The following is a 13,452-nucleotide window of genomic DNA, read 5'->3' on the forward strand; positions in this document are numbered from 1 at the left end:
ATATCATACCATATAATACATTATTTGTAAAGAACAAATGTTCTGTATAAAAAACGTCACTTAATTATTCTATGTGAAGGAGCGTCCCCTAATTACGCTCCTTAATTAGCCGCTGGTACTCTGCCTCCAGAGCTTCCTTGTCTGCACCGGGCATGGACAGCTTTGCTATTATCTCTGCTATCCGCATCTGCAAAGCAATTTGTTCCATTTCTTTATCAGCAGCTGCTTTAGGCTTTTGTTTGCTTAGCCTGTACTCGTCAAGAGTTCCCTCGAATTCCGTTATGGCCTGATTCTCCAAAATGAGGAGCCTGTCAGCAACAGTGTTGACAAATTTGCTATCATGTGAAACAAACAGGACCGTCCCCTCATAATCGCAGAGGACATCTTCCAAAGCTTCTATAGACATCATGTCCAGATAATTGGTGGGCTCATCCAGCAGAAGGACATTGGCATCCGACACAAAAAGCTTTGCAAAAGAAACCTTTATCCTTTCACCGCCGCTTAACACGCCAACCTTCTTATAAACATCATCTCCGGAAATGAGCAGCCTTGCCAGGATCGTTCTTGCAACAGCCTGGGTCTGAATGCTGTCCTGCATTACGTTTTCCAGCACGGTTTTGTCATAATCCAGATTTTCAAACCCCTGCCGGAAGTAGCCGATTCTGGCCTTGGGCACAATATATATGCTGTCATCCGACCTGCTGCTTATAAGATTCAACAACGTGGTCTTGCCTGCACCATTTTCGCCCCAGAGGGCAGTTTTTAACCCGTTGTATACTTTGAATTTAGCATTGTTTAGTATCTTCCTGCTGCCATAACTAAAGTTAAGCTTTTCTGCGGAAATGACAATCTTATTTTCCGGGGGATTGGTCAAAGAGAAGTCCAGTTTTATCTGGGGCAGCTCTTTGGGCTTTTCCTTCACTTCCAGCTTTTCAAGCCGTGTTTTCAGGCTGTTGGCAGCATTGTTTATTTTCTCCTGTATCTCGGTGGCACTTCTCTTGTGAAGCCTTGCTTCAGAGTTTCCCATTCTTTTAGGAGCCTTCCTTATGGATTTCGCTTTGCTCTGCCTTTCCCTTATTGCCTCTTCCAGCTTTTCTTTTTCTGAAACGTATTTTTCATATTCCTGCTTCTCATGCTGGTATTCCATCTCTTTCTGCTGCCTATAGGAAGAGTAATTGCCGTTGTAAAGCTTAACTTTGCCGTCCCTCACTTCAAGGATTTTATTGCAGAGGCTGTCTAAAAGATTCCTGTCATGGCTGATAAGCAAAAAGGACTCCACTCTAGAAAGCTTTTGCCTGAGAAGCTCTATGCCTTTGTAATCAAGGTTGGCCGTCGGTTCATCGGCAAACACAATCAGACTGTCATTGCTAAAGGCGTTGGCAATTTTTATCCTTGTTCTTTCACCCCCGCTGAACTCATTCTGATGCAGCTTATCATGCAGATTGAACTCCTTTAAAGTCTTTGTACCTGCCTCCACTCCCTCTTCAGAGAACTGACGGATATATGAAATGCTGCAATAATGGTGAACGACGCCCTCATCCGGTTCTATTTCCTTGGATAGAATATTCATAAGGGTGGTCTTACCCGAACCATTTTGCCCTACAATGCCGATTTTGTCCCCGGAATAAACTTTAAAGCTGTCCAATTCTATTATTAATCTGTCGTTATAATATTTCTTTATTTTATCCGCTTCCAAAATTAGCATAAAAAAATCTCTCCTTTCACTTTTTACAGTGTGCTGGAAAGACTTGTAGAAATAATCAATTTAGATGTTGAAATTTATAAAATGATTTGGCATCCATTAAACGCACAGCATGGTTCAACATCTCTGCTACGGTGAACCTGCCACAATCAAAATGTAGGCTTTCTGCCTTATTAACCTCACAACCTGCTATTTCCACAGGCATCTATTCAAACAATTTCTGCCCAGAGGTGCCCATACTTATAAACTAAAGTATAATAAATACAAGAAATGATTTTCAATTGAGTTTTAAAGCATGGCAAAGTATCCGTATAAAGATTATTCCCAAGCTAATCCAGCACAAATAAGAGCAATATTCCAACTTGCTCCCTTCAATAATTCAATTGATTTTGCCGAATTAGCCAATCCTCATCCCTGGATACCTTACCCTTTCATTAAAATTACAGCTTATGCTGCTTTTAAACTATGCATATTATATCTTAACCCATAAAAGATTATAAATCAATCCCTTATTTCTTTTCAAAATCCTTATAAAGCAGGCTTGGCTGTATTCCAGTATTGTTCTGGTACTTACCGCTGCAGTATTTCTCATATTCTCCTTCAATGGAATGATAATATATCTGGCAGATTTCCACTCCTGCATATATTCTTATAGGCTGAATGCAGTGGATCTCCAGCGTCCAGTAGCCGCTGAAGCCAACATCCCCGAAGCCTGCCGTCACATGGATAAAAAGTCCCAGCCTGCCTATGGAAGAACGCCCTTCCAGCATGGGAACATACTTGTCGGTCTTTGTATACTCCATAGTCCTTCCCAGATACAGCTTTCCCGGTTCAAGAACAAGACCTTCCTCCGGTATGATCAGCTTTTTGGTCTTATTAGGCTTTTTCATGTCCAATATATCTTCATCATAAACCAGCAGCTCATTATTCAACCGCAGGTTATAGCTGTTGGGATTCAGATATTTATCATCATAAGGCTCAATTATTATTTCCTTGCCTAAATGTTTCTTTATTTCAAGACCCGATAGAATCAAATAAAATCTCCTCCAAAATACATTTTTATATAAAAAATATATGTAATAGTACTTACGCAAAAGTAACATAAACAAGTCATATCAGCACTTTGAAAACAGAATATAGCTTAAAAGGTTGTTGCATTGAGGTTTCCATATATTACAGCTATTCACCAGTTTTCGAATTATGCTATTCTTTTGGCAGGGGTTCCATGAGGTCTACCAAAAATTGCATTTCCGACATAACCGTTGCCAAGCACGGCATTCACGATATTATTACTGAACTGGTGAGAAAGTTCAATTTGGATAAGTTTTTGTTCCCTGAGAAGTATACACTGGTCTTCGTTGCAGCATGTATGGGTATAATCCTGTTTAATAATCCTACAGCAACATATATTGCGCAGAAGCTGTACTGGGTATCCCATGATGCCATAACAAGGCTGCTGCCGTTGCTTTCTATTAATAACACAAATATCATGATCCTGTTCATCCAGGCAATACAGTCACAAACGGCTGGTCTTGGATATTTGATCATCGATGATGTGATTATCAGGAAGCCTTTCGGCAAGAGCATTTTCCCGACATCTTATGTATACGATCACACAAATAATCGGTATGTCTGGGGAATGCACATTGTAGTCCTTCTATGGTCTAATGGTTGGATTAAAATCCCCGTGGCGTTTCGGATATGGAAACCGGAAGAAAAGTGTGAAGAATATCATACCAAGGTTGAACTAGCCATACGTATGATATCCTTCGCCCACAAATTTGGTTTGGCTGCCGAATACGTCACATTCGACACCTGGTATTCCTGTAAAGAGCTCCTGCAAAAGCTCTCAGAGTGCGGTTACCACTATGTCTGCATGATAAAGAATAACCGCAAAGTGCTGTACAACAACAGGGTTAACTTTAACGTTAAGACCATAAGCCTGCTGTTTAGCAAGAAACAGTACAGGTACTACCCCGGTACAGGCTTCTACATCAAGGCTTTATCGGTAATCTTACCTGGTGTGGGTAACACCATGATGGCAATAGTCAAAAACGGCTATAACGCATCTATCCAAAACACCAGATTTATCATTACTGACTTGCCCGGTGTAGCTGCTCAAGACATCCTCAAGAAATACCTTTGCCGTTGGGACATTGAAGTATTCTTCAGAGACATCAAGCAGTTTCTGAACTTTGAAAAAGTTCAAGTCCGGTCTATTAGAAAACTTGAGGGTCACTTCTCCTTGGTGTTCATAACTTCTGTATTCGTGCAGATTTTGCAGATACAGAATAATTTGAATACCATGGGTGAAACCATCAGCTTCCTGCAGGACATTGTCCAGGTTAAAGTCAACGGTATTGTGTACATTATTAATGTAACATCCAAAGACCGGACAGGTAAAGAGGTAAATACTGTCTCAAATCCTCTCGCAACAACCATTTGGGACAAATTAAGTGCGTGAAATCTTTATTTTTCAAGGATCATTTTGTTTTGCGTAAGTACTGTATGTAAGTAAAATTAATTATACATTATTTAAAATATATCTTCCACTGAAATGTAACTTTTTGAAGAAATAGATCGACATTGCCTTCCAAAAATATATTTGGAGTGAATTCAACATGGAAATACCTTCTGCTCCTCTATTACCAACAAACAAATAGCAGAATTATTATTTCGTCCCATACCTTGTGCAAATCCGTTTACAAGGCTCTTCTATCGGACTTTTTTTGTATTGCACCTCAGTTAAAGCACAAGTAATTTTCCGAAAATATAAAAACCAGCCCACGAAAGAAAAGGAGTTTTTTCCCAACTCCTTTTCCCCCACAGGCTGGAAATGGCATGACCTTAGCATTATGCCTGTCGTTTCACCATTGAAAAACACAATCTTGGAAAGCCCACAGCATTCAGGCCATAGCCTTACTTAAACATTTTGCAAAGTCCGGTTTCCCGAGCCAGTTCTTTTGCCGAATCGGCGGGAACGCCTGCTTCTATCAGGCTCTGGGTCAGGGCTGCTTTATAGCTTAAATACCTGACCAAAAACCAGATGAGGATAAAAGGTGACATAATGATAAGCATTAACAGCTTTACCGTGAATTTAATAATATAAATTACTGTTACCATTTAACACTCCTCATCACCCATTCTTGCTATTTTGAGATGTTTCCGGTTATGTCTTTTAACGATAGCATATAATCTTTCGCCATTTGCAATGCTTCCTCCTGGGGTATGCCCGAATCCACCAGTTCCTTATACAGGCTTCCCACCGCCTGACCCATTTTTTTGCCTGCCTCTGCCGAATACAAAGTATCCATAAGCTTGGTGATTAATATGGGCGCCTTTTCAGAAATGGCATCCAGCACTTCTCCTAATTCTTTTACATGGTCTGACATAAATCTCCTACCTCCTTTATATTGCCTGCTGTGCAAGCTGTATTGTCTGATTAACCGCGGTTAACGAATAACGAATTAAATTAAAAACCACATGATATGGACGGAAATCAATGATGTCATCAAGGAACTTATCATCTTTGGGAATTCGCAGGAAAGCCGTATCCACGATTTCCTGCGGCACATCTGCCATTCTCTCCTGTTCAAGCTTTTTAAACCTAATCAGATCTGCCGCTTCCTTCCTGCAGCTGTGACAAACTGCCAGGTGGCTCACAATCTCACCATTTTGCTCCTGCGTAAGCCTGCGGTTTATATAATCGATCAATGAATCGGATATTCTTTCACAGTCAGTCATACCTATCCACCACCGTTCAGTTGTTTTCTAATCTTTGCCTTGATGTTGGACATCTTGCTTTTAATTGTCCCCACCGGAATATGCATTATTTCAGAAATCTCCGAATAGCTAAGCTGTGCATTGAAAACCAGGAATACTATCTCTTTTTCAATTTTCCCCAGGGCTGTCATAGATTTTTCTATCGCTACGCTGTCAACTATGCTGTCAAATTCGTTTTCTGCAGCCCAAAAATCCTCAATCTCGGAAAGAGAAACACTGGTATTTTTGTATAATGTCCTGTAGTAGTCGGCAATTTTTCTCCTTGTAATCCCTATTACCCATGTCCTGAAAGAAGCCTTCCCATCATATTTTTTTATGCTCTTCCAAGCAGCCAGCATTGTCTCTTGCACTATATCCTTGATGTCTTCAGTGGTGCTTATATGGGAAGAAATATAGTTGTAAATGATCTTCAAATGGTCGCTCATCAGCCTTTCAAAGGCCTCATGGTTTCCATTTTTAGATTTCTCGATCAAGACATGCTCTGCACAGCCTTCAAGTGAAAAACCATCAGCACCACCTCTCCCATACAGTTGAAATTTTCATTAAAACAACGTAAGAAATTGCGTAGCAATTTCAACACACCGTTTCAACGAGACGGGAGATTTTAACTCACCGTCTAATATGAAATCAGGTACCCGCCACCTATAAGAGGTAGAGGGCATCTTTAGCCTCGTTATAACCATCGACCCGGGTTACTTTGATCCATCGGCATCATGGTTAACATAATGTTATTGCATCTTTCCAAAGGATAACCCTATCCACCGGCTTCACATATTTTTACAGCTTTCAATTATTTAGTCGCAGTCTATGGTAAAACGGTTCAATTGATTTTATCAAAATAAATATATTTTTTAATTCTCCACAGACTGATGAAAATAAATTTTTTAAATCTTCACTGAGTTGATAAAAAGTCTCAAATTGCCTGTGAAAATCGCAATTCGGTTTTATTTACCAATGGGAAGTAAAAAAAACTTTGGAAGAAATAAAACATCGCAATGCTCTATTTTCACAACTAAAGCCAAAAAGAGCCTAATCTCAAAAGCAATATATGCCCTATATAGCATTATAAAGAGTCATTACGCCATCGTTTTCCAATGCAGCAATGTAGTATTAATTTGAATTATGTTAAAAATATATAGTGAAACTCAAAAACAAGCATAGAAAAGGAGACTTCCGCAATGAAAAAGAAGATGAAGGATAAAGATATAGTTAAGGAAGCAGTGGGCGATCCGGCTTTTTATAACGACAAAATCGGAGAAAACAAAGTACCGGGAAAAACAATATCGGAAAAGAAACACGGCGGAAAATGCAGGAGTGGACTTTAATAACAAGCTATGCGTTCAAAACTCACACCATGATTCAAAAAATTCCAATTTTCACTCCTATGTTTTTGATGCTGGTAAAATTTATGAAGGACTGGTGACAGCTTCCGTGTCACCAGTCCTCGCCATTTCATCTTCTATTTTCTCCATTGCCTTGCTGCTTAGACTTTAGATGTGCACCCCTCTAAACGATCAAAACATGCATTATTAGCTGAAATCATCTAAAATTATATAATACAAGCGGCATTAGCCTGACAGATAAGCTCTACCCCTTGAAACCAGCAATTTACCTGGCGGAGAACTTATAAATTGTAGTGTGTTTATACTCCTGTCCGGCTTTCAATATCGGTGAAGGAAAATGCTTATGCTTCATAGCATTGGGGAAGTACTGGGTTTCTAAGCACAAAGCGCTTCTTTTGTTATATACTGCGCCACCCTTGCCAACCCCGGAACCTTTCAGGAAATTTCCCGAATAAAACTGTATCCCCGGCTTGGTTGTAAATACCTCCATTACCCTTCCGCTTGCCGGGTCATAGAGTTCAGCAGCCTTTTCCGGTTCTTTTCCGCTGACCTTAAGCACCCAGTTATGATCGTATCCTTTACCGTTGATGATCTGTTCATCATCACTATCAAACCCTGGTCCGATAGGTGAGAGCTTTGTAAAATCCATAGGAGTGCCTTTGACATCCCTGATCTCACCCGTAGGTATGCCTTCGTTATTTATCGGTGTAAATTGGTCGGCGTTTATCATCAGCTCATGCCCTGATATGCTTCCCGCTGCATGGCCGGAAAGATTAAAGTAAGCATGGTTGGTGAGGTTTACCACCGTATCCTTGTCCGATACCGCATAATAGTGTATCTCCAGGCCATTATCCTCTGACAGCACATATACCACTTTGACTTTCAGGTTGCCGGGGAAATTCTCCTCGCCATCCTTGCTGAAATATGTAAGCTGAAGGCCTTCCTTCCCCTCCCAATCTATAATTTCAGCATCCCAGACTTGCTTGTCAAATCCCTTGATTCCACCATGCAGATTATTTTCTCCGTCATTTTTGGCCAATTTATACACAACGCCGTTGAGCTCAAATTCTGCTTTTTCAATCCTGTTCGCATGCCTTCCGATCAATGCTCCGAAATATGTACCATCATCCTCCAGATATCCTTTGAGATTGTCATATCCCAATGTGACATCTGCAAGCTTGCCGTCCTTATCCGGTACATAGAGTGAAACAATGGTACCTCCGTAATTAATGATCTCCGCCTTCATACCCTTTGAGTTTTCCAGGGTAAAAAGCGTTACTTCCTTTCCATCCGGTGTATTTGCATAAAATCTGGCGGTTATGCTCATTAAATTCCCTCCATCCTTCAAAACTATAATTTCCCATTTAGCACGGGAATGAATCCAGCCAATAGCTGATACATAGGTTTCTAAATCCTGCCGCTTTAAATCCTATGAAACGGAATTTGTCCGCTTCCATAAGCTTGATGTCAAACCAACTTTGTATAGCAGCATTATCCTATTATGATGATATAGCATTAAACACTTCTTTGCAATATTGAAGGCCATCAATAAACACAAATGAGCCCGGGATTGGCTCCGGTGATGCACCGCCCTCCGTCCGGGGTAACCAGGAATGTGTTCTCAACACCGACCATTCCAATATTTTCTATACCCTTTTTTGGCTCAAGGGCTATAGCCATGCCCTCCTCCAGCGGTTCGTCAAAGCCTTCCGCTATGACAGGGAACTCGTCTATCTGCAGACCGATTCCATGCCCCAGAAATTTCACGCTTCTGTTTCCATAACCCATAAAGTTCCTTAAAAATCCTGCATCGAGCTTATTCATCACAGTTCTGTATATTTGTGATGGGATTTCACCGGGCTTTAGCATGGCTGCCATCTCATTCTGTATTTCAATGCATCTTTGATGTGCGTCGATGGCTTCCTGAGAAAGAGGCTTGCCAAACATGTAGATCATGGTTTTATCGGTATGATAGCCTTCCACCCCACATCCTACATCGACAAATACAAGATCACCCTTCTTAAGCTTGCGTTCCCGGCTGCCCAGGAGGGGCACCGCAGGGCTCATGCCGTAATTGCCTCCAGGCCCGTTAAAATAGGAGGGATAAATGGAGCTTTCACCAAAGCCGATTTGACCCAGCAGCATTTCTGTGTCAAACATTCTGAACCGGGAAACCCCGTGATGCCCCTCCTCTATCAAGGCAGAAAAGAGTTCTCCGGCCAGTTCGGCTTCGCTCATTCCTTCTTTAAGCATTTGGGGCACGCGCATCTCCAGCGCCTGTTGATGAATTTTGCCGGACTGCTCCATTAGAGAGATCTCATAGGAACTTTTCACCGCTCTAACCGCCGCTATCTGCATATCGGCAGACTTTACAAAGTCAAAGGGAAAATGCTTGCGAAACCTCTGATACAGTGCCAAAGGCACCACCTCTGTTTCCATATACACCGTATCAGGCAATTTCCCGACTGACGCCGCAGCATCCCGAAAGCTCTCCATAGGTTTTATATTGGAGAACGCCGATTCATCCAGCGCCCGTTCATAGCTTCGGCGCACCCACAGGGTTGCCTCCTTGTCCCTGGGTATCAGAAGCATTCCGTCCTGCATAGTTCCCGTAAAGTAATACATATTTATTTTGCTGAAAATGACAGCGATTCTCCATTCCGGATTTGATTTATCCATTTTATCTCTGAAGCGCTTCATTCTGGCTTCTAATTCGAAAAAAGGCACCTTTTTAACACTCATACTCATATTCTTACCCATCTCAATACATTGAATTTAAGCGGATTCTATCCTCAAAAATAATATAACCAATTGATTTTATAAGTAGCTTAACCTACGCAAAATCTTGCAACCGGACAGAACCCTGCACATTCTATTTAATATGGATTATATCATATATAAAAAAGGGAGTTTCGACTCCTGCAAATAAAATCAAATACAGTAAAAATTTTTATGCTATTGTAATAGTTTCGGACACCGCAAAAAAGAGGATATTTAAGCTCTCCTTCTGCCCTATTGCGTATTGGCGCAGGCCAATCCTCCTTGCCGTCAAACCTCGCATTTATTAGCTCAATCCTTTATCTTCCCATATAAATATGCCTTTTTCGTTTATTATATCCTGGACACTCTGGCACACAATATCTGCATTTTCTCTGATTTTATCCGGATGGCCGGCACCCCCAAGAATTCCGATGGCTAACCCTGCATTACCCTGCCGGGCAAACTTCATATCGGTCATGGTATCGCCGACAACAGCCACCTCCCGGGGATTTAAGCCGTATAACCTGCAAAACTCCTGAAGGATATGGGGATGGGGCTTGCTTTCGTATGTACCGTTGTCACATCCTATGAAATCAAAAAATTCTTTGACTCCCAGCTTCTCCAGGCATACCTTGGTCGAGGCTTCGGTATCCGCGGTGGCAATGCCGATATACAGCCCTCTGTTTTTAATGGCTGCAAAAATATCAGCCAGCTGCCCGGCCGGGACCGGCGTAACCATGTCTTTATCCATTATATCGCTCAGGATATCCACAACCTTGGCTCTAAACTCCTCTCTGTTTCCACAGTCCATCCCCCGGCTGTTAAAAACCTTATAAAACTCTTCGGCCACATCCCCCGTTGTGCCCGACGCATAAACACAATCAGGCATAATTCTTCCGTCAACTATGCCTATAGAGTTCATGAGAGCTTTCTCCAGGTCATCATCCTGTGCATGGGAATATTCCTCCAGAAGTTTCCGAATGATCAGCTTTGCCGCGGGAATCCATGTTGAATTGAAATCCAGAATAGTGCCGTCCTTATCAAATAAAATACCTTTTATGCTCAAATTTGCTGCCTCCGTTTCCGTAAGGCATGGGGACATATTTCTGCCATGCAGGTCAGAATCTTTTGCAGCATGCTCCCATGCCTTTTTATCGCAAGTATAGCTTAGTTAATTCTGCTTTGCAACTGTGACCTCTGAGTATAAAGTAATCGCTGGCAGGCTTGCTTCACCGAAGTTCGTCAAATTGGCTCACAAATCGGCCGACCACATTTTTGCGGCCCCAACCGTTTGAATTGCACGTCGCCGCAGAATGCCGAAGGAGCCTTAAAGCCACTGTTTCCCAATGCAACAATGCAGTATCAAGCACGATACATCAGTCATCATGGTCATGGCATACCATGTCTATAACTATAGCAAGGGCCAGAGTGGATATCTGATCCTGTCCATCGTCAATATCCACACCATAGGTGTCAGAAAAGGCAAAGAACTTCTTGGAAATGCGGGCTATCAGTTTACCATGCCTGTATATTCCGAATTCATGGGCAAAAAAATCGCCATCCACGTAGTACTGGTCGCCGGGAGTCGTAATCTCAAAATCATTCCTGAATAACGCAAACTTTTTCCTGACATTGGCTACAAGCTCACCGGCAATATATATATCATACTCCGGCATGAAGCGGAAGAGCTTTTGCTCAATATAGCACAATTCTTTACCGGAGAGGTCGAAAATCCTCAGCTTTTTACCAAAGGAAAAAATCTGGCTCCTGACAATAAATACATCGTTGCCGAACTCATCCTTTATAGTAAAGCTGTCTCCTAAGGAAAATATCTTTTGCCTGATTATATATCTCATTTACCTGCCCCTTTCTTCCATCAAAATTTTTCTGATTTGATTCAATCTGAAGCCTTTAAAATACAGGAACTTACCCAAATGGTCGGATAGCATTCAGCAAAGCTCTTATTTTCCCAAACGAACCACCGGTTAAGAAATAAAACAACATACCCTTTCCATCAACTGCAACCAGTCGAATTGCCACCGGTTTTTCATAAAGCGTAAATCACCGGTACAGCAGGGCAGTTCCTATGAAAAATCACTGGAAATCTAATAACTGCCGCTGCTTCCGCCGCCTCCGGAAGATCCTCCTCCACCGGAGGAACCGCCACCGAAACCTCCACCGCCGAAGCTTCCGCCTCCAAAGCCTCCGCGGCCTCCACGACCTCCGCGGCCTCTATGTCTGCCATGGCCACCATAGCCTCCCCCAAAAAAGCTACTCCACAAGAAAATCCTCATAAGTGTGGAGGTGATCCTGAAGCGGAAGAATATGCCGTCAAAAATCAGAAACATCACCAACAATATTGGTCCAAAATCCATGCCGCTCTTCCTGGCGCTTCCGGAAGGCTTTGATCTCTCAGGAGTCCATTGAGAATTCCGGGGCAGTTCATTACCATAGTCTATGTCAACGCCATATTCCTTTGCCACATCCTGAACCAACATGGCATATCCATTGTAAAGTCCGCCATTATAGTCACCTTTGCTTAAATAGGGATTCATGTAATCCTTGCGTATCTGGGCAGTCCTTATGTCCGGCACGGCACCTTCCAGGCCGTAACCGACTTCTATCCTCAGCATGCGGTCCTGAACCGCATTTAAAATCAGTATCCCGTTATCTTCATCCTTTTGCCCTATCCCCCATTTTCTGAACAACTCGGTGGCGTAGTCGTCAATATCTTTCTCTCCCAGAGATTCTATTGTCACCAGCACTATCTGGGCACCGGTTTTATCCTCCAGCTGCTTTCCCAGGGATATTATCCTGTTTTCAGTGCTCAAATCCAGCACATCGGCAAAGTCATTGACAAAGAATTCTCTGGTAGGTGACGGGTATTTAGTTTCCGCAAAGGCAACCGTCGAAAAAGCAAACATGAGCAGCAGTAAAATAACTATACTCTTCCGAATCCCGCTCACGGTTCACCTCCCCCTTTCAATAAAGATTAAATGTCGCTGCGATAAACGCTTTCCTGCGTGAGAAAATATTCTTATTCCCTTCGATATTTTTATGTCAAATCTACGGTTAAAATTTCACCTTGGGCGTCTCCTTGGCATCGGGGGATGCTTCAAAGTAATCCATCTCTTTAAAGCCCATCAACCGGGCAAATATGCTTCCCGGAAACCTGGTGACTTTGGTGTTGTATGCCTCAACGGCCTCATTGTAGTCCATTCTGGCTCTATATACTCTATTTTCGGCACCTTCGATGAGCACCTGAAGGTTTTCAAAAGATTCATGAGCCTTAATTTCAGGATTATCCTCCATCAGTACTACTATGCTTCTCATCTGGCTGTCTGCGCTTATTTTATCCGCTTTGCTGGCATTCTTATCCATAACCACTGATCTTGCGGCAGTTATCTTATCAATGATATCCTTTTCCAGCTGCACTTCCCCTTTTACTGTTTCCACCATGTTGATTATGGCATCCGATCTTCTCTGCATTGCGTTTTCAACCTGGCTCCATGTGCTTTTAACCCTCTGGTTTGCCTGCACAAGGCTGTTATATGTGCCTCCGAACAGGGATGCAACTATAATTATTACAAGTGCAATTACTCCCCATTTTATCCACCTACCCCACGGATATGCAATATAAGTGCTGTTCATACCGATCATCCTCCTTTAATTCTTAGTCCGGCGGTGCCCAGGTGCATCTCACGACTGCTTGACACTAACGCCCAATTAATTTCTTTGTAATAAGCATACATTATATTATATTGATAACCCATTTTAAAATCACAAAAACAATAAACTATCGATGCTGCATTTATAAAAGCATAAGTTTGTTAAATGTCATAGCTGTTATTTTAATATCAACTG

At 42.1% G+C, this 13,452-nt stretch carries 14 protein-coding genes; 2 read left to right on the forward strand and 12 right to left on the reverse strand.

Going from position 1 to position 13,452, the window contains the following annotated elements; translation table 11 throughout:
• Positions 1-88: 88 nt before the first annotated feature.
• Together abc-f and dcd are read right to left on the reverse strand one after the other, a co-directional pair.
• Positions 89-1,705 (reverse strand): ribosomal protection-like ABC-F family protein, encoded by a 1,617-nt coding sequence (gene abc-f, locus CDO33_RS18170; RefSeq protein WP_103081672.1) that lies wholly within the window; start codon positions 1,703-1,705, stop codon positions 89-91.
• Between the two features lie 506 nt (positions 1,706-2,211).
• Entirely contained in the window at positions 2,212-2,736 is a 525-nt protein-coding gene (gene dcd / locus CDO33_RS18180) for a dCTP deaminase (RefSeq protein WP_103081670.1), read from the reverse strand.
• Between the two features lie 191 nt (positions 2,737-2,927).
• Here dcd and CDO33_RS18185 point away from each other — a divergent pair, with 191 nt between their 5' ends.
• Complete coding sequence (locus CDO33_RS18185; protein WP_103083335.1) at positions 2,928-4,166, forward strand: transposase; 1,239 nt, start codon at positions 2,928-2,930, stop codon at positions 4,164-4,166.
• A gap of 455 nt (positions 4,167-4,621) precedes the next feature.
• On the opposite strand, the gene CDO33_RS18190 is transcribed toward CDO33_RS18185, so the two are convergent.
• Genes CDO33_RS18190 through CDO33_RS18205 form a run of 4 tightly spaced genes read right to left on the reverse strand, consistent with a single transcriptional unit; the run spans position 4,622 to position 5,958 of the window.
• A complete protein-coding gene (locus CDO33_RS18190) occupies positions 4,622-4,825 on the reverse strand; it encodes a hypothetical protein (RefSeq protein WP_103081463.1) in 204 nt (67 codons plus the stop codon).
• Between the two features lie 26 nt (positions 4,826-4,851).
• Positions 4,852-5,094 carry a hypothetical protein gene (locus CDO33_RS18195; protein ID WP_103081464.1) on the reverse strand — a complete coding sequence of 81 codons (243 nt, stop codon included), beginning with the start codon at positions 5,092-5,094 and terminating at the stop codon, positions 4,852-4,854.
• Positions 5,095-5,110: 16 nt separating this feature from the next.
• Positions 5,111-5,446, reverse strand: a complete 336-nt coding sequence (locus tag CDO33_RS18200; protein ID WP_103081465.1) for an anti-sigma factor family protein — start codon at positions 5,444-5,446, stop codon at positions 5,111-5,113.
• A 2-nt stretch (positions 5,447-5,448) separates the two neighbouring features.
• Entirely contained in the window at positions 5,449-5,958 is a 510-nt protein-coding gene (locus CDO33_RS18205) for an RNA polymerase sigma factor (protein ID WP_103081466.1), read from the reverse strand.
• Between the two features lie 705 nt (positions 5,959-6,663).
• Between CDO33_RS18205 and CDO33_RS21070 the strand changes: the two genes are divergently transcribed.
• Positions 6,664-6,810: a hypothetical protein gene (locus CDO33_RS21070; RefSeq protein ID WP_170045790.1), complete on the forward strand. Its 147-nt coding sequence runs from the start codon at positions 6,664-6,666 to the stop codon at positions 6,808-6,810.
• Between the two features lie 283 nt (positions 6,811-7,093).
• On the opposite strand, the gene CDO33_RS18210 is transcribed toward CDO33_RS21070, so the two are convergent.
• The 6 genes from CDO33_RS18210 to CDO33_RS18235 all read right to left on the reverse strand — a co-directional run bounded on the left by CDO33_RS18210 (position 7,094) and on the right by CDO33_RS18235 (position 13,239).
• Positions 7,094-8,155 carry an aldose epimerase family protein gene (locus CDO33_RS18210; RefSeq protein ID WP_103081467.1) on the reverse strand — a complete coding sequence of 354 codons (1,062 nt, stop codon included), beginning with the start codon at positions 8,153-8,155 and terminating at the stop codon, positions 7,094-7,096.
• 218 nt (positions 8,156-8,373) lie between these two features.
• Complete coding sequence (locus tag CDO33_RS18215; protein ID WP_242974823.1) at positions 8,374-9,588, reverse strand: M24 family metallopeptidase; 1,215 nt, start codon at positions 9,586-9,588, stop codon at positions 8,374-8,376.
• A 304-nt stretch (positions 9,589-9,892) separates the two neighbouring features.
• Positions 9,893-10,654 (reverse strand): HAD family hydrolase, encoded by a 762-nt coding sequence (locus CDO33_RS18220; RefSeq protein ID WP_161496506.1) that lies wholly within the window; start codon positions 10,652-10,654, stop codon positions 9,893-9,895.
• Positions 10,655-10,964: 310 nt separating this feature from the next.
• Positions 10,965-11,444, reverse strand: coding sequence for an LURP-one-related/scramblase family protein (locus CDO33_RS18225; protein ID WP_103081469.1), 480 nt, complete (start codon positions 11,442-11,444; stop codon positions 10,965-10,967).
• 249 nt (positions 11,445-11,693) lie between these two features.
• Positions 11,694-12,554 (reverse strand): TPM domain-containing protein, encoded by an 861-nt coding sequence (locus tag CDO33_RS18230; RefSeq protein ID WP_103081470.1) that lies wholly within the window; start codon positions 12,552-12,554, stop codon positions 11,694-11,696.
• A gap of 106 nt (positions 12,555-12,660) precedes the next feature.
• A complete protein-coding gene (locus CDO33_RS18235; RefSeq protein ID WP_161496507.1) occupies positions 12,661-13,239 on the reverse strand; it encodes a LemA family protein in 579 nt (192 codons plus the stop codon).
• Positions 13,240-13,452: the final 213 nt, after the last annotated feature.

The sequence above is a fragment of the Clostridium thermosuccinogenes genome, from assembly GCF_002896855.1.
GTDB classification, from domain to species: Bacteria; Bacillota; Clostridia; order Acetivibrionales; family DSM-5807; genus Pseudoclostridium; species Pseudoclostridium thermosuccinogenes.